This window comes from Sphingomonas sp. Ell38C01, from assembly GCF_055231975.1.
Window position 1 is genome coordinate 578,948 of the sequence record NZ_JBUYVA010000001.1, and the last position, 21,246, is coordinate 600,193.

A 21,246-nucleotide genomic window follows, 5' to 3' on the forward strand; every position below is an offset into this window, starting at 1 on the left:
ATCCTTCGTCACCCCGGCGCAGGCCGGGGTCCAGAGCGGCGAGCCGCAGCGTGCGTTGCCCTGGATCCCGGCCTGCGCCGGGATGACGGGGCAGGCGTCAGAACTTCGCGGTGAAGGTCGCGAAGACCTGGCGCGGGTTGCCGTAATAGGCGGTCAGCACGCCTTCCGCGCCGAGCGTCGGGACAGGGCGGCCGGCGGCGTTGGCGAGGAAGTTGCCGGTGTCGGGGTTCTGGCCGAGGAAGTTGTAGCCCGACACGATATAGTCCTTGTTCGTCAGGTTCTTGCCGTGGACGCCGATCGAATAGCGATCGTTGAGGTTGTAGACGACCGAGGCGTCGAGCAGCGCGTATTTCGGCTGGTCGAGCCCGGGCGTGCGTAGCTCGAACTGCTGGGTGAAGCTGCGCCAGGACAGCGTCGAGGAGGCATCGAGCGAGCCGCTGCCGATCGGGATCGAATAGCCCAGCGTCCCGCTCGCGGTCCATTCCGGCGTGTTCTGGAAACGGCGGCGATCGGCGACGTTGATCCCGCGCGCGTCGATGAACCGCTTGTACTTGGCGTCGATCCAGCCGAGCGTGCCCGTGTAGGTCAGCCGGTCCCCGCTCGCCAGCGCGTCGCGGAACACGGTCGCGTTCAGCTCCGCCTCCGCGCCGTTGATTCGCGCGCGACCGGCGTTCGTCGTCACGCCGATGAAGGTCTGCTGCCCGTTCACCGTCGCACCGACCGAGCCGGGCACCTGCACGTCGGTATAGTCGGCGTGGAAGCCTGCCAGCGCGATCGTCACGCGGCGATCGAACAAGGCGGCCTTGTAGCCGATCTCGTAGCTGTCGACCGTTTCGGGATCGAACGAGATGAAGTTGTAGATGTCGGCATAGGTGCGTCCCGCCGCGGGGTTGCTGATCGGCGCGGCGGAGGACTGGCCGCGCGGATCGAACCCGCCGCCCTTGAAGCCCTTCGAATAGGACGCATAGAGCAGGTGGTCCGCGCTGGGCTTGAAGCTGACCGAGGCCCGCGGCGTGAACTTCTCGAAATCGGCCTGGCCGGTAAAGTCCGACGTGTTGGCGAACAGCCGCCCCGCGCCGCCGAAGAAGGGCGAGCCGCCACCCAGATAGGTGTTGCGCAGCACCTGCGACTTGCGCGTGTCCCAGGTATAGCGCCCGCCGACCGACACGCTGAACATGTCATTGAAATCATAGGTGAAGTCGCCGAACACCGCGACGGTATCGGTACGCACCTTGCCGAAGGTGGTCGCGGTGACCGCGCCGGGCAGGCGGACGTCGAACACGGTGCGCGCGAACGCATCGAGATAATAGAGCCCGAGCAGGCCGTTGAACCTGCCGGTGTCGACCAGGATCTGCGCCTCCTGGCTGAACTGCTTGTTGTTGTAGAAGGCGGGCACGTCGACATCGACCGCGGGGAGCGCGTCGAAATCGATCGGCGAGGCCGAATCGTCCTTGCGATAGCCGGTGATCGAGCGGACCGTCAGCCAGTCGGTCGGCTTCATCTCTGCCAGCATCGAGCCGCCATACGCCTTCACGTCCTGCTTCGGGCTGGTGATCCCGGCGCGGGTGTCGAACACGTCGCCCAGCACCGGCGCGCCGGTGGCGAGGCCGGGGATCAGGCGGTGGCCGCCGCGCGGCTCCGACCGGTCGTGGGTATAGTCGCCGGTGAGGCGGAAGAAGAAGGCGGAGGACGGTTCGATCTGGAGTGTGCCGCGGCCCGCCCAGATGTCCTTGTTGTAGTTCTCCGCGCCGGTCGTCAGGTTGTCGCCGAACCCGCCGCGCGACAGCCGCGCGACCGCGCCGCCGATCTTCACCACGTCGCCGATCAGCGGGACCGAACCCGACACGACGAGATCGGCCTGGTCATAGGTGCCGTAGCTGCCGCGGATGCGCAGCGTGGGGTCGTCGCCCAGCTTGCGCGAGACGTATTTCAGCGCGCCGCCGATCGTGTTGCGGCCATAGAGCGTGCCCTGCGGCCCCCGCAGCACCTCGATCCGCTCGACGTCGTAGATGTCGAGGACCGCGGCCTGCGGGCGGTTGAGATACACGTCGTCGAGATAGATGCCGACGCCCGCCTCGAACCCGGCGACCGGATCCTGCTGCCCCACGCCGCGGATGAAGGCGGTGAGCGTCGAGTTGGTGCCGCGGCTCGTCTCGAGCGTCACGTTGGGGGTGACGTTCGACAGGTCGGTGACGTCGAGCGCGCCGGACGCCTCGAGCTGCGCGCCGGAGAAGGCCGTGACCGCGATCGGCACGTTGAGCAGCGTCTCCTCGCGGCGGCGCGCGGTGACGACGATGTCGCCGGGTAGCGCGTCCGATGCGTCGGCGGCGGTGTTGTCGTCGGACTGCGCCTGCGTCGATTGCTGCGCGGTGGCCGGCGCGGCGATCAGCGCGATCGCGGCGGCGCCGGCGTGCAGAGCGAGACGGGTCGTGAAGCTGGCCATGGATCCTCCCTGTGACGCTATTGTGCGCCTTCGAATCCCCGTATACTGAAACCTGAACCAGGATTCAACTTGGGATTTGCGGGAGGGGGGCGATGGCGCAGGACGGCGTGCCGGAGAGCGGGCTGGAGGCGAACGGTGCGAGCGAGGGCAAGGCGCCGCGCACCGAACGCGGGCGGCGGACGTTGCGCGCGATCCTCGACGCGGCGGCGACCGAGTTCGGCGAGGTGGGGTTCCATGCCGCCTCGATCAGCAGGATCACGCGGCGCGCGGGCGTCGCGCTGGGCAGCTTCTACACCTATTTCGATTCGAAGGACGCGGTGTTCCGCGCGCTGGTCCGTGACATGTCGGCGCAGGTGCGCGACCATGTGGCGCCCGCGATCCGCGGCGCGACGGGGCAGATCGCGGCGGAACGCGCAGGCCTGGCCGGGTTCATCGACTTCGTGCGCGGGCACAAGGAGATTTACCGGATCATCGACGAGGCCGAGTTCGTCGATCCCGAGAGCTTCCGGCTCCATTACGCGACGACCGCGGAGCGGATCCGCGAGCGGCTGGAGGCGGCGGTGGCGCGGGGCGAGCTGCGCGAGGGCACGGGCGAGGTCCATGCCTGGGCGATCATGGGGATGAACGTGTTCCTGGGGCTGCGCTACGGCGTGTGGGACGCGGATCGCGGGGTCGACGCGGTGGCCGATACGGTCGCGACGATGCTGGCACGGGGGATCGCGCGGGAAGGCTGATCGGGCGCGGAAGTTGCCGAAGTTGCCGCCACGTCGGGGTGGAAATCTCCTCCCGAATGACGATCGGCTATGGGCGGACGCGGGTGGCGGCGGTTTCAAGGAGCATGGCGTGCGTTCGTACACCGGATGCGGCATGTAGGACAGCGGCAGGGCAAGTTCGTCCGTTGGCGGACACCCGGAAAGCGGCTATCTCGACGATGTGATCCAGTCCGTCATCGTTCTCGTCGCGATCGCGGTTCTCGTGTCGATGTCGCGGCGCGCGGACCGTGAGTTTCGGCATCTGGAAAAGCTTCCGATGCAGTGGTTGCCGCCGGGCGAGGTCAACTGGACGGCACCTCGCCGAGTGGCGCTGGCATTCACGCCGATTCTCGCGACCTGCATTCTCGTGGCGGTCGTGATTTCCACTTTCGTCCTCGATCCCAGGCCGGGGCAAGAAGCCGATGTGATCCCGGCCGTCCTGTTCATCGCCGTGACCATCGTGGCGGTTCATGCCTTCCACTTGTGGATCATCAGGAAGACGATCGGGAAAAGGGACAGCTGACCCTGTTGTGGATCTACGCCGCGTCCTCCGCCAGCGCCCGTGCCAACAGTTCGCGCACCCGGCGGAGGACCGCGATCGCGTCTGCGACCGGGGCGTCGGCGACCGGCGCGCCCTTGCCCTCGCGGTCGAGGAGTTGCTGGACGCCGCGGACGGTATAGCCTTCGTGGTTCAGCAGCGTGTCGATGCGCGCGACGAGCGCGGCGTCCTCCGGGCGGTAATAGCGGCGGTTGCCTGCGCGGGTGACCGGGCGGAGCTGGGGAAAGCGCGTTTCCCAATAGCGCAGGACGTGCTGGGGCAGCCCCGTGTCGCGCGCGAGTTCGCCGATCGTGCGGAATGCGCCCGGCGCCTTGGGGGCGGCGGGGGCCACGCCCGTCAGCCGGCGCTGACGATGCGTTCGCGCATCATCTGGCTGGCGCGGAACGTCAGGACGCGGCGCGGCGCGATCGGCACTTCCACCCCGGTCTTGGGATTGCGGCCCACGCGCTCGCCCTTGTCGCGCAGCACGAAGGTGCCGAAGCCCGAGATCTTGACGTTCTCGCCCTCCGACAGCGCGTGGCACATGTGGTGGAGGATCTGTTCGACCAGATTCGACGAGTCGGCGCGCGAAAGCCCGACCTGATGCTGCAACGCCTCCGCCAGATCGGCCCGCGTCAATGTTCCAGCCGTCGACATGTCCGCTCTCTCACCCCCCGGTGTATACGATAGAGCAAGTCTATAGAAACATGTGCTGTTTCGCAAAGCGCTTTTCGTTGCGCGCTCGTATCAATAGCGGACGATCGCGGCACCCCAGGTGAAGCCGCCGCCCATCGCCTCGAGCACGACGATGTCGCCCTGCGTCACGCGCCCGTCGCGCACCGCGACGTCGAGCGCGAGCGGCACCGAGGCGGCCGAGGTGTTGGCGTGGCGATCGACGGTGACGACGACCTTTTCGGGCGGGAGCCCCAGCTTGCGCGCGGTGGCGTCGAGGATGCGGGCATTGGCCTGGTGCGGGACGACCCAGTCGACCTCGTCCGCCGAGAGCCCTGCGAGCGCGAGCGATTCGGTCATCACCGAGGCGAGATTGACGACGGCGTGGCGGAAGACCTCGCGGCCCTTCATGCGCAGCTTGCCGACGGTGCCGGTGGTCGACGGGCCGCCGTCGACATAGAGCAGGTCGTTGTGGCGCCCGTCGGCGTGGAGCTTCGTCGCGAGGATGCCGCGGCCGCCCTCGTCCGCAGTGTCCTGCGCCTCCAGCACGATCGCGCCCGCGCCGTCGCCGAACAGGACGCAGGTGGTGCGGTCCTCCCAGTCGAGGATGCGGCTGAACGTTTCCGCGCCGATCACCAGCGCGCGCTTCGCGACGCCCGAGCGGATCATGCTGTCCGCGACCTGGACCGCGTAGAGGAAGCCCGAGCAGACCGCGGCGACGTCGAACGCGACGCAATCGTCGATCCCGAGCATCGCCTGCACCTTCGTCGCGGTGGCGGGGAAGGTCTGGTCCGGGGTGGCGGTGGCGAGCACGATCAGGTCGATGTTGCTCGCATCGGTGTTTGCGGCGGCGAGCGCGGCGATGCTGGCGTCTCGCGCGAGCGTCGCGGTGGTCTCGCCATCGCCCGCGATGTGACGGAAGCGGATGCCGGTGCGCTCGACGATCCATTCGTCGGTGGTGTCGACCTGCGCCGCGAGTTCGGCGTTCGAGACGCGGCGCGTGGGCAGCGCGGAGCCGGTGCCGGTGACGACCGAGCGGATCATGCCGCCACCTGCTGCTCGAAGTTGCGCAGATCCTCGATAATCCGCCGCGTCAGGTCGTTGCGGACCATCTTGGCGGCGTTGCCGATCGCGGTGGCCACGCCGAGTTCGTTGGCGCTGCCATGGCTTTTCAGGACCAGCCCGTTGAGCCCGAGGAAGACCGCGCCGTTGTGGTTGTTGGGATCGAGATGGTCGCGCAGCAGCTGTGTGGCGGGGCGCGAGATCAGGAAGCCGATCTTCGACCGGGTCGACGAGGTGAAGGCGCGCTTGAGCAGGTCCGCGACGAAGCGGGCGGTGCCCTCCGCGGTCTTGAGCGCGATGTTGCCCGAAAAGCCGTCGCAGACGATCACGTCGTGCTCGCCGCGCGACAGCCGGTCGCCCTCGACGAAGCCGGTGAAGTCCATCGGCAGGTGTGTCGCGATGCGCAGCGCCTGCGCGGCATCGCGGATTTCCTCGGTGCCCTTCTGGTCCTCGCTGCCGATGTTGAGCAGCGCCACGCGCGGCGCGGCCAGGTCCATCGTGGTCCGCGCATAGGCCGCGCCCATCACCGCGAACTGGACGAGGTTGCGCGCGTCGCACTCGGTGTTCGCGCCGAGATCGAGGACGACGACGTCGTTTGCGCCGAGCGTCGGCAGCATCGCAGCGAGCGCGGGGCGATCGATGCCCGGCATCGTGCGCAGCGCGAGCTTGGCCATCGCCATCAGCGCGCCGGTGTTGCCCGACGACACCGCGGCACCCGCGCGCCCCTGCTTCACGCAGGCGATCGCGACCCCCATCGAGGTCACCTTCGCGCGGCGGATCGCCTGGCTTGGCTTCTCGCTGGCGGAGACGACCTCGGGGGCGTGGACGATCTCGGACGCGTCCGAGAGATTGGGATGCGCCGTCAGGCCTTCGCGAATCGCCGATTCGTCGCCGACCAGAAGAAAGCGTAGGCCATCGAACCGCCGCCGCGCACGCGCGACTCCGGCGAGCATGACCGCCAGCCCCTCGTCACCGCCCATCGCATCGACGGCGATCCAGGAACTGTCGGACATGAGCCTGCACTACCCCTGTAGGATTGGCCTGGTGGGAACGGTCGGGCCTCAGCCCTCGACCGCGATGATCTCGCGGCCGTTATAGTGCCCGCAGGCGTTGCACAGGTTGTGCGGACGCTTCAGCTCGCCACAGTTCGGGCATTCCTGGAACGCCTCCACCGACAGTGCGTCGTGCGAACGGCGCATGCCACGGCGGGAGGGCGAGGTCTTTCTCTTGGGGACGGCCATTGCGGCACCTTAATCTGGTCTGGCGTTTCGAAAACACAAAAGCACCGGACCCAAGGGACGACCCCGAGGCCGGCAAGCCGGCCGCGGCGGGCAGCCGATCGGCCAGGCACTTCGCGAAGTGACGCGCCTATAGCGATTTGCCGCGCGGTTGCAACCCGTCGCCGCGCCTGCCACGCTCGCGCGATCACGAAACAGAGGCGATTTCCCATGCTGCTACCGATCACGCTGACGTTCGCGGGGGCTGCGGCGGTCCTGAACCTGTGGCTGGCGTTCCGCGCGTCCGCAAAGCGAATCACCGGCAAGCACATGATGGGTGATGGCGGCGACTCGGGAATGCTGGCCCGGATGCGCGCGCATGCCAATTTCGTCGAATATACCCCGTTCGCGGTGATTCTGGTGGGGCTGATCGAACTGGCGGGCGGGTGGCCGCTGGGGCTGTGGATCGCGGTGGTGGTGTTCGTGCTGGCGCGGCTGGCGCATCCGCTGGGGATGGACCGCGCCGCGCCGAACCCGTTCCGCGCGGGCGGGGCGCTGGTGACGTGGGTCGTGCTGGCCGCGCTCGCCGGGTGGGCGCTCTGGATCGCAGGCTCCGCGCCGTCGCCGGTGCGGAGCGGGACCGCGATCGAGCTGGCGCCGCCCAAGGCGTGACGCGAATCAGGCCGCCAGCGCCGAATCGCTGACGAACATGTTGTGCGCGCGTTCGTGCGCGAAGGTGCTGGGCTTGCCGTGGCCGGGGATGAACGCGGTGTCGCTGCCGAGCGGCCACAGCTTCGTCACGATCGATTCGATCAGTTGCGGGTGGTTGCCCTGCGGCATGTCGGTGCGGCCGACCGAGCCCTGGAACAGCACGTCGCCGACCAGCGCGAACTTCGAGGGCGGGTGGTGGAAGATCACATGGCCCGCGGTGTGCCCCGGCGTCTCGTAGACGTCGAGCGCCAGGTCGCCGACCGTGACGGTGTCGCCCTCGACCAGCCAGCGCGTCGGCTCGAACGGGACGCCTTCGATCCCCCAGTTGCGGCCGTCGTCGTCGAGCCGCGCGAGCCAGAAGCGGTCCGCCTCGTGCGGGCCCTCGATCGGCACGCCGAGCGCATCGGCGAGCGGCTTCGCCTGCCCGGCATGATCGATATGGCCGTGCGTGATGAGGATCTTCTCGACCGTGACGCCCGCCTGCGCGATCGCGGCGTGGATCCGGGGGAGGTCGCCGCCGGGATCGACCACCGCGGCCTTCATCGTCGCGGTGCACCAGATCAGCGTGCAGTTCTGCTGGATCGGCGTGACCTCGACGATCATCACGCGCAGGGGGGATGTTGTGCTCATGCGGCGAGAGATGGCGGCATGATGCAGGTCGGTCAACTCGCGCTTGCCGGTGGCGGGTGGCGCGGGCATCACGGCCGGAATGCGGCTCGATGCGACGCCATTCCTGCTGATCGACGCCGCCGACGGGGGCGCACGGCTGTATCGCGCGCCGCGTGCGACGATCGTGGCGACCGTGCCGGAGGAGGTGGCCGGGGCGCTCGAAGGGGTGCGCGAGGCGGTCCGCCAAGGTGGCGAGGTCGCGGGATTCCTGGCGTACGAGGCGGGGGCCGGGCTCTCCGCGAGGCCTTTGCCGGCGCGTGATGCAGGGTTGCCGCTGGCGTGGTTCGGCGTGTTCGAGGGCGCGGAGATCGTGACGGACGTCGCGGCGCTGTTGCCCGATGCGGCGGGGGCGTGGGTCGGCGCGGCGGTGCCGGCGATCGAGCGCGCGACCTATGACGCGGCGTTCGCGCGAGTGGCGGCGTGGATCGTGGGCGGCGACCTGTACCAGGCGAACCTGACGTTCCGGGCGGAGGCGCGGGTGATGGGCGACGCGCTGGCGCTGTATGCGGGGCTGCGCGCGCGGTCGCGGAGCGGGCATGGCGCGCTGGTGTGGACCGGCGAGGACTGGCTGCTGTCGCTGTCGCCCGAGCTGTTCTTCGCGCTCGACGGCGACCGGGTGACCGCACGGCCGATGAAGGGAACCGCGACGCGCGGCGAGACGCCCGAGGCGGATCGCGCGGCGGCGGATGCGCTGGCGGCGGACGCCAAGCAGCGCGCGGAGAACCTGATGATCGTCGACCTGATCCGCAACGACCTGTCGCGGGTGTCGGTGGCGGGGAGCGTCGCGGTGCCTGCGCTGTTCGCGGTCGAAACCTATCCCAGCGTCCACCAGATGACCTCGACCGTCACCGCGACGCTGGCGGACCGCATGGAAGCGGTCGACATATTGGCGGCGGCGTTCCCGTGCGGGTCGATCACCGGCGCGCCCAAACAGCGCGCGATGGAGGCGATCGCGGCGGTCGAGCCCGAGGCGCGGGGGGCCTATTGCGGGTCGATCGGGTGGATCGGCGCTGCGGCGGCGGACTTCAACGTCGCGATCCGCACGCTTCACTGGAAGCCGGGCGCGGCGGTCGCGACGCTGGGGCTCGGCTCGGGCATCGTCGCGGACAGCCGGGTGGACGAGGAGTGGGACGAGTGCCTTGCGAAGGGCGCCTTCCTGACGCACGGCGCGCGCACGTTCGACCTGATCGAGACGATGGCGTTCGATCCCGAGGCGGGGCTGCTGCGGCTGGAGCGACACCTGGCGCGGATGAAGGCGAGCGCGGAGGCGTTCGGGTTCGCGTTCGACCGCCACGGCGCGCGCAACGAGCTGCAGGCGGCCACCTTCCGGTTGCGCGGGGCGGCACGGGTGCGGCTGCTGCTCGCCGCATCGGGGGCGGTGGCGATCGAGATCGGCGCGATGCCGGATGTCCGCCCGATGACGCTGGCGGTGGTGCCGCTGCCGGTCGAACCGTCCGATTTCCGGCTGCGCCACAAGACGAGCGACCGGGGGTTCTACGATGCGGCGCGGGCGGCGGCGGGGACCGACGAGGTGGTGTTCGTCGACGCGGACGGCTTCCTGACCGAGGGCAGCTTCACCTCGCTGTTCGTCGCGCGCGGCGGCACGCTGGTGACGCCGCCGCTGGCGCGCGGACTGCTGCCGGGCATTCTGCGCGGAGAGCTGATCGACGTGGGCCGCGTGATCGAAGGCGAGCTGACGCCGGCCGACCTCACCGGCGAGGTGTTCGTCGGCAATGCGGTGCGCGGACTGGTTGCGGTTGTTACGGTTGTGAAGTCGGACGCTCCGGTTCTATAGCGCGCGCGCCTCTCGACTCCGTACAAGGCCAAAGCCCATGAAGACCTCCGCCGCGCTCGACCGCATCTCGCCCTCGCCCACGCTCGCGATCACCACGCGCGTGCAGGAGCTGAAGCGCGCGGGTGTCGACGTGATCGGGCTGGGTGCGGGCGAGCCCGACTTCGATACCCCCGATTTCGTCAAGGACGCCGCGATCAAGGCGATCCTCGACGGCAAGACCAAGTATACCAACGTCGACGGCACCCCCGAACTGAAGGCCGCGATCGTCGCCAAGTTCAAGCGCGACAACGGGCTCGACTATGCCGCGAACCAGATCACGGTGAACGTCGGCGGCAAGCACACGCTGTTCAACGCGCTGGTCGCCACCGTCGAGGCGGGCGACGAGGTGATCGTGCCCGCGCCCTATTGGGTGAGCTATCCCGACGTCGTCCAGTTCGCGGGCGGCACCCCCGTCGTCGTCAAGGCGGGCGCGGACCAGGGCTACAAGCTGACCCCGGACGTGCTGGAGGCGGCGATCACGCCGCGGACGAAGTGGGTGATCCTCAACTCGCCGTCGAACCCGACGGGCGCGGCGTACAGCGAGCGCGAGCTGAAAGCGCTGGGCGAAGTGATCGAGCGGCACCCGCATGTGTGGGTGTTCGCCGACGACATGTACGAGCACATCCTGTACGACGATTTCCAGTTCCGCACGATCGCGCAGGTGTGTCCGTCGCTCTACGAGCGGACGCTGACGGTGAACGGCTGTTCGAAGGCCTATGCGATGACCGGGTGGCGGATCGGCTATGCCGGCGGCGCGGCGTGGCTCATCAAGGCGATCGCCAAGCTCCAGTCGCAATCGACCTCCAACCCCTGCTCGATCGCGCAGGCCGCGGCGGTCGCGGCGCTGGAAGGCGACCAGTCGTTCCTCAAGGAGCGCGCCGCCGCGTTCCAGGTCCGCCGCGATCTCGTCGTCGACATGCTCAATGCGACGCCGGGGATCACCTGCCCGAAGCCCGAGGGCGCGTTCTACGTCTATCCGGACGTGTCCGGCGTGATCGGCAAGACGACGCCCGCGGGCAGGACGATCGCGACCGACGAGGATTTCGCGGCGTATCTGCTCGACGACGCCAAGGTGGCAGTGGTGCACGGCGCGGCGTTCGGGCTCTCGCCCGCGATGCGGATCAGCTATGCGACGTCGCAGGACGTGCTGCGCGAGGCGTGCACGCGAATCCAGACGGCGTGCGCCGCGCTGCGGTGAAGTGAGGGCGACCTAGTCCGTCATGCCGGGCTTGTCCCGGCATCCATCGTGGAACGAGAGCAGCGTTCGTTGCGCGTGTCCTGCCGTGGATGCCGGAACAAGCCCGGCATGACGGGTGAGGGGACCTCTACCCTTCGCTGCGATGAACGACGCGCCAATCGGGCATTCATCCGAAATCGTTACATCGACGTACTTGCAAATGATCGTCCGCTCGCCGATATGTGAGTGAACGATCACTCACTGATTTCCAAGGTTCGGGACCATGCCGCGTTTTCTCAAATCCAGCTTCCTGTGGCAGTTTGCCGGCGGCTTCGTGATCGGGGCGGTCGGCCTTTTCACGCTGCACCCCGCCGAAGCGACGCAGGCGGTGAGCGCGCCGGTGCACGCGGTCCGCTAGGCAACGGCGCCGCACTCCCCATATCATTGATATGATACGCCTCCTCCTCCCCCTCGCCGCCGCTGCGGGTTTCGCCGCGGTTTCGATTGCCCCGGTCCAGGCCGAGCGTGTGGTCATCATCCCGGCTGCCGCGCGCGACGTGCGCACGACGCAGGGATTGCAGACCGCGGTGCTTGCCGGCGGATGCTTCTGGGGCATGGAAGCCGTGTTCGAGCGGGTGAAGGGCGTGTCCTCGGTCACCGCCGGCTATGCCGGCGGGACGCGCGAAACCGCCACCTACGACAAGGTCAGCACCGAGACGACGCGGCATGCGGAGGCGATCCGCATCGTCTACGATCCGCGCAAGGTGAGCTACGCCACGCTGCTGCGCGTCTACTTCGCGATCGCGCACGATCCGACGCAGGTCGACCGGCAGGGACCCGACAGCGGGCCGAGCTACCGCTCCGCGATCTTCGCGCAGACCCCCGAGCAGCGCGCGGTCGCGGCGGCGTATATCGCGCAGCTCGACGCGGCGAAGCGCTTTCCGGCGCGGATCGCGACGCGGATCGAGGCGGGGGCCTTCTACCCGGCCGAGGCGTATCACCAGAATTTCTACGACCGGAACCCGGACCATCCGTATATCACGCGGTGGGACAAGCCGAAGGTCGCGGCGTTCCGTGCGGCGTTCCCGACGCTGGCGCGTGCGGGGTAATTTTCGTCACTCCAGCGAAGGCCGGGGTCTTCTGCCGCCGGGGCGTGGCGTCCGTGGAAAGAGATTCCAGCTTTCGCCGGGATGACGGGGGGCCGGTATGACGGATCGGTCAGGCGGCCCGGATCGTGCGCCAGGCGGCGGCGATTTCCTCGAAATTGCGCGCGGTGGCGCGGAACGGCGCGCCGGACTGGCCGATGCTGGCGTCGACGACCGAGCGGCGCGCGCCCGCATACATGTTCGCCAGCGTCTGCGACAGGTCGCCGCCCTTTTCGAAATCGAGCCCCGCCTCCAGCGCGAACAGGATCGCGGTGGCGCGGGTGATGCGCTCGCCACGGATGTCGAAGCGGCGGTTCTCGGTGGCGCAGGCGGCGGCATAGAGCGCGCGGATCAGTTCCTCGTAGAGCAGCTGGACGAGCGCGGGGCCATCGGCCTGCGCGGTGCGGCCGGCGATGTCGATCTGGCGATAGGTCGTCTCGGGGTTGCGCGCGAGCGCGGTCGCATAGGCCATCAGTTGGTCGACTTCGTCCACAGGTCAACCTGCTGCGTCAGGAACGCCTGCGTCGCTTTGTAGGCCGCGACGCGGCTGTCCATCGTCGCATATTGCTGCGTCAGCCGCGTCTTCATCGCATCCGAATCGGCGGTGATCCTGGCCTGCTCATCGGTGAGATCGGTCTTCGCCGCGGTGTAGCGGGTGGTCGCGCCGTCGAGCCCGGTCGTCCTGTCGGTCGCGGCGGTCTTGATCCTGTCGAGCGTGGCGGGCAGGCCGCCGCCGGTCGCGAACATCTGCTCGACCACCGCGGGCCATTTCGCGAGCTGCGCGGCGAGCTTCGTCGAGTCGACCGTCAGCGTGCCGTCGCGATTGGTGGCGACGCCGAGTTCGGCGAGCGTCGTCGGCGCGCCGGCGGGCGCGTTCGCGACGAGCTTCGTCAGCGTGACGCCGGCGAGCGAGCGCTGTAGCGCGGCGGCGCTGGCGTCGCGCGCGAGCACGCCGGTGGTGATGTTCGTCTGTTCCTTCAGGATCTCGAGCATCGAATTATAGGTGTCGACGACGTCGCCGACCGCGAAGGACAGCGCCGAGGTGGGCGGCGTGTTGCCCAGCGTGATCGTTTTGCCCGCGCTCGACGCCAGCAGGTCGATCCGTGCGCCGTCGATCAGGTCGGTCAACGAATTGGACGCGCGGGTGACCGGGACGCCGTTGAGCGTGAGCGCGGCATCCTTCGCGGTGCCCGACAGCGCGGCGCCCCCGCCGGTATCGAGGAACGACAGGCCCGGCAGAGTCGAGGGCGTCCCGTCCGCGTTGGCGGGGGTGGTGGTGGTCGTCTCGATGCGGAACGCGCTGGCCGCGCCGGTCGCGCCTTTGACGACGACGGTGGCGTCGCCGTTCGCGGCGGTGACGATGCTGGCGGTGACGCCCGCATTGGCGGCGTTGATCTTCGCGACGATGCCATCGAGCGTCTTGTCCGCATCGGTGATCGTGATCGAGACGGGCGCGCCGCTGGCGGTGAAGGCGCCGCGGGTGCCGTCGGGCAGCGGATCGCCGTTGGCGTCGACGGTGCTTTCGGTGCCGAACTGGATCGACACGGTGCCGGTGCCCATCGCGGTGTCGCGCTTCAGCCCCGTCGCGCTGGTGGTGGCGCTCTGCGACTCGGCGATCCGGTCGACCTTCAGCGTGCCGGTGAACCCGGCGAGCGCCTTCGTGCCGAGCGAGGTCGCCTTGACGACGCTGGCGTCCGAGACGGTCAGCGCGGTCGTCAGCGTGCCGCCCTTGGCGAGCGTCGCCAGCGCGCCCGAGAAGCTGGTGATCGCGCTCTTGAGCGTGGCGACGCCCGAGATCTGCGCAGTGAGCTTGTCCGCATTGGCGGTGAGCTTGGCGGTCTTGGCGGCGTATTGCGCGGAGACGAGGCCGTCGACGAGCGCGACGGTGTCGATCCCGGTGCCCGAGCCGAGCGTCTTGACGATGCTCGCGGTGCTGCTTGGCGATGTCGTCGCGGTCGTTGAAGTCGTCGTCGCCATGGCCACCCCTGTTCATCTGGAGAAACGGCCGCGCGGCGCCCGGCTTTACGCTTCTTTCTCGCCATTCTCGTCGAAGCGCGCGGTGGGCGGCACCTCGACCGGGGGCATCGTGCCGCCGGCTTGCGCATTGATCCCGAAGACGAAGGCGAGGACCGTCGCGATGGGGAGGTAGAGGTCGTCGCGGATCTCCTGCCCCTCGCGCGTGGTGTAGTAGACCGCGCGGGCGAGCGCGGGGGATTCGAGGATCGGAACTGCCACCGCACCCGCCAGTTCGCGGATCGCCAGCGCGGTCGCGCCGCGGCCCTTGGCGACGACGACCGGGATCTGGTCCTTGCCCCGATCGTAGCGCAGCGCGACCGCGAAGTGCGTCGGGTTGGTGAGGACGACGTGCGCCTCGGACACCGCCTTCTTCACGCTGCGGTTGAGGATCGCGGCCTGTTTCGCGCGAATCTGGCCCTTCAGCTCTGGCGAGCCTTCGGACTGTTTGTGCTCGTCCTTCACTTCCTGCTTCGTCATGCGCAGCTTGGAGAGCAGGCGGATCAGCTGGACGGGGACGTCGAGCATCGCGATCGCGACGAGCCCCATCGCCATCACGATCAGCACGCCGACCAGCGTGCCGCCGAGCCCGTCGATCGCGACCGCGAAATCCGACGCGGCGAGGCCCAGCGTCATCTTCGACGTCTTCCACAGCATGTAGCTGCCGATCGCGCCGAGCAGGATCACCTTCAGCAGCGACTTGCCCAGTTCGATCCACCCGTTCATCCCGAAGATCCGCGCGAGCCCCGAGACGGGGTTGATCCGGCTGGCCTTGGGCGCGAACAGCGAGGCGTTGAACCCGAGCGAGCCGAGCGCGGCCTGGCTGGCGATCGCGGCGACGACGGTGATCGCGAACAGCGTGCCGAGCGCGGGCGCGAGCTTCCACCCCGCCTCGACCAGCGGGCGCCAGGGCTGGAAATCCTCGATATCGGCGCGGCCGAAGCGGAACGACGCGGCCATCACCGCCTTGCAGGCGGCGACCAGCGAGGGGCCGAAGACCGACACCCATGCCATGCCCGCCATCACGACGAGCGCGGTGGCGAACTCGCGCGACTTGAGGATGTCGCCCTTGTCGGTGGCGTCCTTGCGGCGCTTTTGGGTTGGGGCTTCTGTCTTGTCGCCGCCTTCCTCCGACATCAGCGGAAGACCAGGGTCTGCGTGGCCTCGAGCCCTTCGCGGACGATGACGAGCATGTACTCGCCCATCGCGGGGAAGGCGACCGCGAGCGCGACGACGCCGACCGCGAGGCTGGCGGGCAGGCCGATCGCGAAGAGGTTGAGCGCGGGCGCCGAGCGCGACAGCATCCCCATCACGAGATTGAGGCACAGCAGCAGGAAGCCGACCGGCAGCGCGAGCAGGAGCCCGGCAAGGAAGGTGTAGCCGCCGAACATCGCGATCCGCTCCAGACGCGCGGCGCCGAGCCACGCTTCGCCCGGGGGAAGCGCGGCATAGCTCTTCACGATCATGTCGACGAGGACGAGGTGGCCGTCGAGGCTGAGGAACAGCAGCGTCAGCATGATCGACAGGAACTGGCCGATCGCAGGGCTGGAGCGACCGCTGTTGGGATCGATCATGTTGGCGAAGCCGATGCCCATCGATCCGCCGATCAGCTCGCCCGCGATCAGCGGCGCGGCGAACGCGATCTGGAGGACGAAGCCGAGCGCGAGGCCGACCAGCGCCTCCGCCGCGATCGACAGGAAGGTGGCGACCGCGAACACCTGCGGCGGCGGTGCGATCCGGTTGGTGCCGAGCACGAGGATCGCGATCGCGCCCGACAGCGCGACGCGCACCGGCAGCGGGACCGAGACGTTGCCGAACATCGGCGCCGCGATGAAGGTCGCGCCGACGCGCACCATCACGAACAGGATCGCCCAGACCTGCGGTTCGATCGAGAGGCCGAAGCCGAGCATGTCAGATCAGCGCACCAGATCCGGGATGCGTTCGAAGATCGACAGCGTGAAGTCGCTGAGCAACCCCAGGATCATGCTGCCGAAGATCACGATCGAGACGCCGACGACGATCAGCTTGGGTACGAAGGAGAGCGTCGCCTCGTTGATCGAGGTCGCGGCCTGCACCATGCCGAGGATCAGCCCGGCCAGCAGCGCGGGCAGCAGCACCGGCGCGGCGGCGAGCGCGAGCACCCACATCGTCTGGTTGGCGACGGTCAGGAAATATTGCGCGTCCATCTAGGCCTCGAACTGCAAGTCTTGGAACCGTTCGTGTCGAGCGAAGTCGAGACACGTTGCGGCCGGGTCACGTATCTCGACCCCGGCCTGCCCTGAGCGCCTGCCTCGGCAGGCAGTCGAAGGGCTCGATACGAACGGAACGAGCGTGCGCATCATGTCGCGAAGCTATTGGCGAGGCTGCCCATCGTCAGCGCCCAGCCGTCGACGAGGACGAACAGCAGCAGCTTGAACGGCAGCGAGATGATCGTCGGCGACAGCATCATCATGCCCAGCGCCATCAGCACGGTGGCGACGACGAGATCGATGACGATGAACGGCAGGAAGATCAGGAACCCGATCTGGAACGCGGTCTTCAGCTCCGACGTGACGAAGGCGGGAAGGAGGACCGAAAATGGAATGTCGTTGGGCGAGGCGTAGGGGCCGGACTTGGCCATCTGCGCGAACATCGTGACGTCCTTGATCCGCGTCTGCTTCGCCATGAAGGCATGAAGCGGCGCGCCCGCGGCCTGGATCATCTGCGTGCCCCCGATCCGGCCCGCGGAATAGGGCTGGATCGCGGTGGTGTTGATCTGCGTGATGACGGGCGACATGATGAAGAAGGACAGGAACAGCGACAGCCCGACGAGCACCTGGTTCGGCGGGGTCTGCTGGAGCCCCAGCGCCTGGCGCAGCACGCTCAGCACGATGATGATCCGCGTGAAGCTGGTCATCATCAGCAGGATCCCGGGCAGGATCGACAGCAGCCCCATGATGATGAGGACCTGAAGCGACAGGCTGAGCGAACCGCTGCCCCCGTTCGCGCCGCCGCCCAGTTGTCCCAACGCGCGATCGACCGCGTCGCCGACCGCGGGCGCGGCTGCAGGTGCAGCTTGCGCGAAGGCGGGCATCGCGACGAGCGCGGCGAGCGCCAGCGCGACGAGCATGAGGAGGATCTTGCCGAGGCTGGGCGTGCGCATCGCGGCGGCGGGGCGGGTCGCGACGAACAGCGCGGGGCCGCGGCCCTTTCGGGTGACGGTAATCACTTGGCGTCGAGGCCGAACTGCGGGGCGCCGGACTTGTCGACGAGGGTGACCCCGCCGCGACCGACCGAGACGAGCAGGCGCTTGCCCTCGAAATCGATGACCGCGAGCTTGAGCCCCGGCGAGATCATCATCGTCTCCTTGATGCTGATGAGCCGCGACGAGGGCTTGCCCGGCATCCGGCTCTCGAGGCGGCGCCACAGGTAGAGCGAGCCGATCATGAGCCCGCAGACGAGCGGCAGCAGCACGACGAGCTTGAGGATGTAGGTCCACATCATGGTGGATCAGCCCCGCTTCTCGGGCGCGACCAGCTCGGTCATGCGGACGCCGAAGCGCTCGCCGACGGTCACCACCTCGCCGCGGCCGATCAGCGTGCCGTTGACGAACACGTCGAGCAGCTCGTTGGCGTGCCGGTCGAGCTCGATCACGCTCGATTCGCCGAGGGCCAGCAACTCGCGCAGCGTCAGCTGGGTCGAGCCGATCTCGACGGTGAGCTTCACGTCGACATCCTGGAGCAGCCGGAAATTGGCCGCCAGCGAGGCATCGACGGGGAAGCCGCCGGTCATGTCGTTCATTGGGCAAGTCCTTCGAGGCGGGCGATGGAGGTGAGCTGGATGGCGGCGAAGCCGTTCGAGGTGCCGACAGTGCCGCAGCCGAGCCGGTCGCGGCCGACCATCACCGGCACTTCGTGGGTGAACTGGATCGGGATCACGTCGCCCGCCTTCAGCGTCATCAGCAGCGACAGCGGCACGACGGGTTCCGCCAGGACCGAGCGAACCGGGAACTTCACCGACATCGCGGCGCGCGTCAGTGCGTTGCGCCAGGCGGGATCGGGTTCCGCGGTCTTGCCGACGACCTTGCCGGTCAGCGCGGTGCCGTGCGGCTTCATCGCGGCGACGGGATAGACGAGGTCGAGGAAGACGGGCCGGGCGGTGCCGTGGCCGATACCGAAGCGGGTGACGATCATCGCATCGTCGGCGTCGAAATCGCCGACCGCGGCGGGGTTCGCATCGACGCGGCCGGGCGCGAACGCGATCCGCGAGACGGGCTCCCACGCGGCGGCGAGCGGCACCGCGATCATCGCGCCCAGCCGTGCGATCATCGCCTCCGCGGCGGGCGAGAATTCGGCGGGCAGCGTCGTAGGCGCGGCGCCGGTGCCGCCGAAGAAGAGGTCGAGCAGCTCGAGCGAGAACCTGCCGTCGAGCACCGCCAGCATCGTCCCGTGTGCGCCGTCCTGCGGCGCCATCGCCATCGGCAGCCACGCGGTCAGCCGGTCGGGGCGCTCGGCGCGATAGTCGGCGAAGCGCTGGACGACGAGCGGCTCCGCCCAGGTGCGGACCTCCTGGCGCAGGATCGGCTCGAACACGCCGCGCAAGGACCGCGCCAGCCGGGCGGACAGGTGCTGCAGCGTGTGGAGGTCGCCGAACGGATTGAGCTTGGCCGCGCCACCGCCCAGCACCCCCTGATGCGCGGCGGCCGGACGGCCGCGCTCGCGCCGCTCCGACGGCCCGGATTCGGGCTGGCCCGATTCGGGCGGGCGGGGGGTTTCGGGCCTGTTAACCATGCCCGTTCACTGAACGACGAAATTGGTAAAGTAGACGTTACCAACCCCGCCGAATCCTTCCTTTTCCTTCAAAGTGCGGTTGATGACGGCGGCAAGGCGCTTCTGGAGCGCGGTCTTGCCCTCGCTCGTGAACACCTGCTCCTCCGCGGTGTCGCCCAGCGTCATCAGGATCGCGGAGCGGATCGCGATGTCGTTGGTCTTGAGGTTCTCGATCACCTTGTCGTCGTACGGGGTCGAGATCGCGACGCCGACCTGGATGAAGTGGACCGACTCGCGCAGGTTCGCGGTGAAGCTCTTCTCCATCGCGTAATAGTTCGACGCATAGGGCTCGCCGCCCGATCCCTCGGGCACCGGCAGGCCGCCGTGCGAGGCGCTCTCGCCTTCGCCCTCGGACTTGGCTTCGCCCCCCTCATGGCCCTCGCCGCCATGCTTCTGATCGCTCTTGGGGACGAGCTTGGGCGTGTCGGGGTCCTCGGCTTTGGCGGCGTGCGCGCCGCCGCCGCCGACGAGCCCGGAGCTCGCGGCGTACAGGCCTGCGCCGACCCCGCCGCCGACGAGGACGACGAGACCGAGCGCAAGCCCGGCGATCTTCACGAGCTTGCCCTTCTTCTTCTTAGGGGCGGCGTCTTCGGTCTTGTCGTCACTCATGGCGGGGCTCCCGGTTCTGGTGGAGGGTCAGGCGATGCGGCCGTCGTCCGCGACGGCATCGGCGTGGGCCGAAGCGCGTCGGGCGGCGGCGGTGAAGTGCGATTGCGGCGCGGGCTGGCGCTGCGGCTGCTGGTGGGCCTGCGGGTTCTGGGGCTGGCCGCCGTCGACGGTGCCGCCGCCGAGCTTGAGCCCGCGCGCCTCCGCAAGCTCGGCGAGCCGCGGCTGCGCGTCGGCCAGCAGAGCGCGGGTCTGCGCCTGTTCCGCGGTGAAGTGGACATGGACGGTATCGCCCTCGCGACGCAGCGACACGTCGATCGTGCCGAGCGCATCGGGGACGACGCGGATGCGCGTGTCGGCGGCGTTTGCGGCGTCGCGCAGCGTCTCGATCCGGTCGATCATGGTCGCGGGCCAGGTGTCGCGACGCAGGTCGAGCGGGGCGGGTGCGGTGTCGGCGGCGGGCGCGATCCGGTGGATCGGCGCGGTGGGGACGAGCGGGAGGAGGGCGTCGTCGCGGTCGTTGGCGATCGCGGTCGCGAGGGGTGGAGCGTCGTCGGGCGTCGCGGTCGCCCGATGCGGCGCGAAGCGCGCGGCGACGTCGACATAAGCGGGCAAAGCGGCTGGGGCGGGCAGCGCGGTGGGCGCGGCCGCCAGCAGGACCGTCGTCATCGAGGCGTCCGCCGGGATGGGCGCGCGCGTGGTCGCGGCCGCTGCGGGCGGCGGTGGCGCGAGCAGAGGCGCCAGCATGGGGGAGTCGGCGCGCGACGCCACCGATGGGGGCGCCCGCTCGGCGGCTGGAGGCACGGCGCCGCCGGCCGGTCGCGCGCCGTCCGCTGCAGGGCCGGGACCCGGGATCGGCGCCGACGACAGGGTCGTCGCGAGCGGTGCGGGCAGCAGGATCGCCGGCGTGGCCCCGGCGTCGTCCGGGGCGTCGTCGCCATCGCCGTCCGCGTCGTCGGCCGGCGCGGCGCCGATATGGTCCGGCTGCGATGCGACGGGCGCGCGGCGCAGGGTCGCGATCGCCGACTTGGCCTCGGATACGGGTCGCGCGGGCTCGGACGCATCGTGCGGCAGGGGCGGGGCGGGACGTGGAGGCGCCGTCGCGCCCGGGGTCGCGGCGTCGGCGTCGCCCCCGAGCGGAACCAGGCCTTCGGCAGCGAGCGTGCCACGCGCGTCGGCGGCATCGCCGTCCGGCGGCGGTGTCGTCGCCGACAGGAGGCCGATCGACGATGGCACCGGTGCGGGTTCGGACGGTTGCGGCCCGATCGTCGCAGGTATGACGGTCTGCGGTGCGGCGCGCGCGAAGCGGTGCGGCGCGGTCGGCATCGCGATGTCGGCGGCGATGCGCGCGGTCGCGGGAGGGAACGGTCCATCGGCGGGCGGCGGCAAGATGTTGCCGTCCGTCGGCGCGGGCGTGCCGGGCGGCGGCGTCGTCTCCCCGGCGGCGATCAGCGCCGCGAAGGCGGGGGCGTTCGGGCTCGCCCCCGCGGCCGGCCCCGCGGCGACACCGCCCGCGCCGGATAGTCCCGAGATCGGTGAGGTCGTGACAGCGGCAGGGATGGTCGCGATGCGCATTCGTGGGTCTCGTCGAGAGGTCTC

25 protein-coding genes are annotated in these 21,246 nt (G+C 69.4%); 7 read left to right on the forward strand and 18 right to left on the reverse strand.

Features of this window, described 5'->3' with window-relative positions; translation table 11 throughout:
• Positions 1–97 precede the first annotated feature (97 nt).
• Entirely contained in the window at positions 98–2,443 is a 2,346-nt protein-coding gene (locus ACV7NO_RS02795; RefSeq protein ID WP_463404508.1) for a TonB-dependent receptor, read from the reverse strand.
• 92 nt (positions 2,444–2,535) lie between these two features.
• On the opposite strand from ACV7NO_RS02795, the gene ACV7NO_RS02800 reads away from it, so the two are divergent.
• Together ACV7NO_RS02800 and ACV7NO_RS02805 are read left to right on the forward strand one after the other, a co-directional pair.
• Positions 2,536–3,177 carry a TetR/AcrR family transcriptional regulator gene (locus tag ACV7NO_RS02800; protein WP_463404509.1) on the forward strand — a complete coding sequence of 214 codons (642 nt, stop codon included), beginning with the start codon at positions 2,536–2,538 and terminating at the stop codon, positions 3,175–3,177.
• 199 nt (positions 3,178–3,376) lie between these two features.
• On the forward strand, positions 3,377–3,718 hold the full coding sequence (locus ACV7NO_RS02805; RefSeq protein WP_463404510.1) for a hypothetical protein: 342 nt from the start codon (positions 3,377–3,379) through the stop codon (positions 3,716–3,718).
• A gap of 13 nt (positions 3,719–3,731) precedes the next feature.
• Here ACV7NO_RS02805 and ACV7NO_RS02810 read toward each other — a convergent pair whose 3' ends face one another.
• The 5 genes from ACV7NO_RS02810 to rpmF all read right to left on the reverse strand — a co-directional run bounded on the left by ACV7NO_RS02810 (position 3,732) and on the right by rpmF (position 6,708).
• Positions 3,732–4,085: a MerR family transcriptional regulator gene (locus ACV7NO_RS02810; protein ID WP_463404511.1), complete on the reverse strand. Its 354-nt coding sequence runs from the start codon at positions 4,083–4,085 to the stop codon at positions 3,732–3,734.
• A gap of 5 nt (positions 4,086–4,090) precedes the next feature.
• Complete coding sequence (locus tag ACV7NO_RS02815; protein ID WP_463404512.1) at positions 4,091–4,390, reverse strand: integration host factor subunit alpha; 300 nt, start codon at positions 4,388–4,390, stop codon at positions 4,091–4,093.
• Positions 4,391–4,480: 90 nt separating this feature from the next.
• Positions 4,481–5,449: a beta-ketoacyl-ACP synthase III gene (locus ACV7NO_RS02820; RefSeq protein ID WP_463404513.1), complete on the reverse strand. Its 969-nt coding sequence runs from the start codon at positions 5,447–5,449 to the stop codon at positions 4,481–4,483.
• Positions 5,446–6,480 (reverse strand): phosphate acyltransferase PlsX, encoded by a 1,035-nt coding sequence (gene plsX, locus ACV7NO_RS02825; protein ID WP_463404514.1) that lies wholly within the window; start codon positions 6,478–6,480, stop codon positions 5,446–5,448. Before plsX ends, ACV7NO_RS02820 begins: the two co-directional genes overlap by 4 nt.
• Positions 6,481–6,528: 48 nt before the next feature.
• Entirely contained in the window at positions 6,529–6,708 is a 180-nt protein-coding gene (gene rpmF, locus ACV7NO_RS02830) for a 50S ribosomal protein L32 (protein ID WP_463404515.1), read from the reverse strand.
• Between the two features lie 207 nt (positions 6,709–6,915).
• Between rpmF and ACV7NO_RS02835 the strand changes: the two genes are divergently transcribed.
• Positions 6,916–7,356 (forward strand): MAPEG family protein, encoded by a 441-nt coding sequence (locus tag ACV7NO_RS02835; protein ID WP_463404516.1) that lies wholly within the window; start codon positions 6,916–6,918, stop codon positions 7,354–7,356.
• 6 nt (positions 7,357–7,362) lie between these two features.
• On the opposite strand, the gene ACV7NO_RS02840 is transcribed toward ACV7NO_RS02835, so the two are convergent.
• A complete protein-coding gene (locus ACV7NO_RS02840; protein WP_463404517.1) occupies positions 7,363–8,025 on the reverse strand; it encodes an MBL fold metallo-hydrolase in 663 nt (220 codons plus the stop codon).
• 79 nt (positions 8,026–8,104) lie between these two features.
• Between ACV7NO_RS02840 and pabB the strand changes: the two genes are divergently transcribed.
• From pabB to msrA, 4 genes are all read left to right on the forward strand, one after another.
• Positions 8,105–9,859 carry an aminodeoxychorismate synthase component I gene (gene pabB, locus ACV7NO_RS02845; RefSeq protein ID WP_463404518.1) on the forward strand — a complete coding sequence of 585 codons (1,755 nt, stop codon included), beginning with the start codon at positions 8,105–8,107 and terminating at the stop codon, positions 9,857–9,859.
• A gap of 37 nt (positions 9,860–9,896) precedes the next feature.
• Positions 9,897–11,096, forward strand: coding sequence for a pyridoxal phosphate-dependent aminotransferase (locus ACV7NO_RS02850; RefSeq protein WP_463404519.1), 1,200 nt, complete (start codon positions 9,897–9,899; stop codon positions 11,094–11,096).
• 262 nt (positions 11,097–11,358) lie between these two features.
• Positions 11,359–11,493: a hypothetical protein gene (locus ACV7NO_RS02855; protein ID WP_463404520.1), complete on the forward strand. Its 135-nt coding sequence runs from the start codon at positions 11,359–11,361 to the stop codon at positions 11,491–11,493.
• A 31-nt stretch (positions 11,494–11,524) separates the two neighbouring features.
• A complete protein-coding gene (gene msrA, locus ACV7NO_RS02860; protein ID WP_463404521.1) occupies positions 11,525–12,184 on the forward strand; it encodes a peptide-methionine (S)-S-oxide reductase MsrA in 660 nt (219 codons plus the stop codon).
• Positions 12,185–12,293: 109 nt separating this feature from the next.
• Here msrA and ACV7NO_RS02865 read toward each other — a convergent pair whose 3' ends face one another.
• From ACV7NO_RS02865 to ACV7NO_RS02915, 11 genes are all read right to left on the reverse strand, one after another.
• Positions 12,294–12,713 carry a flagellar export chaperone FliS gene (locus tag ACV7NO_RS02865; RefSeq protein WP_463404522.1) on the reverse strand — a complete coding sequence of 140 codons (420 nt, stop codon included), beginning with the start codon at positions 12,711–12,713 and terminating at the stop codon, positions 12,294–12,296.
• Positions 12,692–14,197 (reverse strand): flagellar filament capping protein FliD, encoded by a 1,506-nt coding sequence (fliD, locus tag ACV7NO_RS02870; RefSeq protein ID WP_463404523.1) that lies wholly within the window; start codon positions 14,195–14,197, stop codon positions 12,692–12,694. Before fliD ends, ACV7NO_RS02865 begins: the two co-directional genes overlap by 22 nt.
• A 45-nt stretch (positions 14,198–14,242) precedes the next feature.
• Complete coding sequence (locus ACV7NO_RS02875; protein ID WP_463404524.1) at positions 14,243–15,370, reverse strand: EscU/YscU/HrcU family type III secretion system export apparatus switch protein; 1,128 nt, start codon at positions 15,368–15,370, stop codon at positions 14,243–14,245.
• Entirely contained in the window at positions 15,370–16,143 is a 774-nt protein-coding gene (gene fliR, locus ACV7NO_RS02880) for a flagellar biosynthetic protein FliR (RefSeq protein WP_463404525.1), read from the reverse strand. The genes ACV7NO_RS02875 and fliR overlap by 1 nt, the downstream gene beginning before the upstream one ends.
• Positions 16,144–16,149: 6 nt before the next feature.
• Positions 16,150–16,419 carry a flagellar biosynthesis protein FliQ gene (fliQ, locus tag ACV7NO_RS02885; protein WP_463404526.1) on the reverse strand — a complete coding sequence of 90 codons (270 nt, stop codon included), beginning with the start codon at positions 16,417–16,419 and terminating at the stop codon, positions 16,150–16,152.
• A 152-nt stretch (positions 16,420–16,571) separates the two neighbouring features.
• Positions 16,572–17,375, reverse strand: a complete 804-nt coding sequence (gene fliP / locus ACV7NO_RS02890) for a flagellar type III secretion system pore protein FliP (protein WP_463407265.1) — start codon at positions 17,373–17,375, stop codon at positions 16,572–16,574.
• A 62-nt stretch (positions 17,376–17,437) separates the two neighbouring features.
• Complete coding sequence (locus tag ACV7NO_RS02895) at positions 17,438–17,716, reverse strand: flagellar biosynthetic protein FliO (RefSeq protein WP_463404527.1); 279 nt, start codon at positions 17,714–17,716, stop codon at positions 17,438–17,440.
• 6 nt (positions 17,717–17,722) lie between these two features.
• Positions 17,723–18,013: a flagellar motor switch protein FliN gene (gene fliN, locus ACV7NO_RS02900; protein ID WP_463404528.1), complete on the reverse strand. Its 291-nt coding sequence runs from the start codon at positions 18,011–18,013 to the stop codon at positions 17,723–17,725.
• Positions 18,010–19,002 (reverse strand): FliM/FliN family flagellar motor switch protein, encoded by a 993-nt coding sequence (locus ACV7NO_RS02905; RefSeq protein WP_463404529.1) that lies wholly within the window; start codon positions 19,000–19,002, stop codon positions 18,010–18,012. The genes fliN and ACV7NO_RS02905 overlap by 4 nt, the downstream gene beginning before the upstream one ends.
• Before the next feature lie 6 nt (positions 19,003–19,008).
• Positions 19,009–19,650: a flagellar basal body-associated FliL family protein gene (locus tag ACV7NO_RS02910; RefSeq protein WP_463404530.1), complete on the reverse strand. Its 642-nt coding sequence runs from the start codon at positions 19,648–19,650 to the stop codon at positions 19,009–19,011.
• 27 nt (positions 19,651–19,677) lie between these two features.
• Positions 19,678–21,222, reverse strand: a complete 1,545-nt coding sequence (locus tag ACV7NO_RS02915) for a flagellar hook-length control protein FliK (RefSeq protein WP_463404531.1) — start codon at positions 21,220–21,222, stop codon at positions 19,678–19,680.
• Positions 21,223–21,246: the final 24 nt, after the last annotated feature.

Bases quoted from the DNA above. Each gene is read 5' to 3' on its own strand.
- ACV7NO_RS02820 (WP_463404513.1), bottom strand. From the start codon at position 5,449: ATGATCCGCTCGGTCGTCACCGGCACCGGCTCCGCGCTGCCCACGCGC.
- fliD (WP_463404523.1), bottom strand. From the start codon at position 14,197: ATGGCGACGACGACTTCAACGACCGCGACGACATCGCCAAGCAGCACC.
- ACV7NO_RS02855 (WP_463404520.1), top strand. From the start codon at position 11,359: ATGCCGCGTTTTCTCAAATCCAGCTTCCTGTGGCAGTTTGCCGGCGGC.
- rpmF (WP_463404515.1), bottom strand. From the start codon at position 6,708: ATGGCCGTCCCCAAGAGAAAGACCTCGCCCTCCCGCCGTGGCATGCGC.
- plsX (WP_463404514.1), bottom strand. From the start codon at position 6,480: ATGTCCGACAGTTCCTGGATCGCCGTCGATGCGATGGGCGGTGACGAG.
- ACV7NO_RS02895 (WP_463404527.1), bottom strand. From the start codon at position 17,716: ATGATGTGGACCTACATCCTCAAGCTCGTCGTGCTGCTGCCGCTCGTC.
- ACV7NO_RS02875 (WP_463404524.1), bottom strand. From the start codon at position 15,370: ATGTCGGAGGAAGGCGGCGACAAGACAGAAGCCCCAACCCAAAAGCGC.
- ACV7NO_RS02915 (WP_463404531.1), bottom strand. From the start codon at position 21,222: ATGCGCATCGCGACCATCCCTGCCGCTGTCACGACCTCACCGATCTCG.
- ACV7NO_RS02840 (WP_463404517.1), bottom strand. From the start codon at position 8,025: ATGAGCACAACATCCCCCCTGCGCGTGATGATCGTCGAGGTCACGCCG.
- ACV7NO_RS02815 (WP_463404512.1), bottom strand. From the start codon at position 4,390: ATGTCGACGGCTGGAACATTGACGCGGGCCGATCTGGCGGAGGCGTTG.
- ACV7NO_RS02850 (WP_463404519.1), top strand. From the start codon at position 9,897: ATGAAGACCTCCGCCGCGCTCGACCGCATCTCGCCCTCGCCCACGCTC.
- msrA (WP_463404521.1), top strand. From the start codon at position 11,525: ATGATACGCCTCCTCCTCCCCCTCGCCGCCGCTGCGGGTTTCGCCGCG.
- ACV7NO_RS02800 (WP_463404509.1), top strand. From the start codon at position 2,536: ATGGCGCAGGACGGCGTGCCGGAGAGCGGGCTGGAGGCGAACGGTGCG.
- fliR (WP_463404525.1), bottom strand. From the start codon at position 16,143: ATGCTCGGCTTCGGCCTCTCGATCGAACCGCAGGTCTGGGCGATCCTG.
- ACV7NO_RS02910 (WP_463404530.1), bottom strand. From the start codon at position 19,650: ATGAGTGACGACAAGACCGAAGACGCCGCCCCTAAGAAGAAGAAGGGC.
- ACV7NO_RS02795 (WP_463404508.1), bottom strand. From the start codon at position 2,443: ATGGCCAGCTTCACGACCCGTCTCGCTCTGCACGCCGGCGCCGCCGCG.
- fliQ (WP_463404526.1), bottom strand. From the start codon at position 16,419: ATGGACGCGCAATATTTCCTGACCGTCGCCAACCAGACGATGTGGGTG.
- ACV7NO_RS02905 (WP_463404529.1), bottom strand. From the start codon at position 19,002: ATGGTTAACAGGCCCGAAACCCCCCGCCCGCCCGAATCGGGCCAGCCC.
- fliP (WP_463407265.1), bottom strand. From the start codon at position 17,375: ATGCGCACGCCCAGCCTCGGCAAGATCCTCCTCATGCTCGTCGCGCTG.
- pabB (WP_463404518.1), top strand. From the start codon at position 8,105: ATGCGGCTCGATGCGACGCCATTCCTGCTGATCGACGCCGCCGACGGG.
- ACV7NO_RS02835 (WP_463404516.1), top strand. From the start codon at position 6,916: ATGCTGCTACCGATCACGCTGACGTTCGCGGGGGCTGCGGCGGTCCTG.
- fliN (WP_463404528.1), bottom strand. From the start codon at position 18,013: ATGAACGACATGACCGGCGGCTTCCCCGTCGATGCCTCGCTGGCGGCC.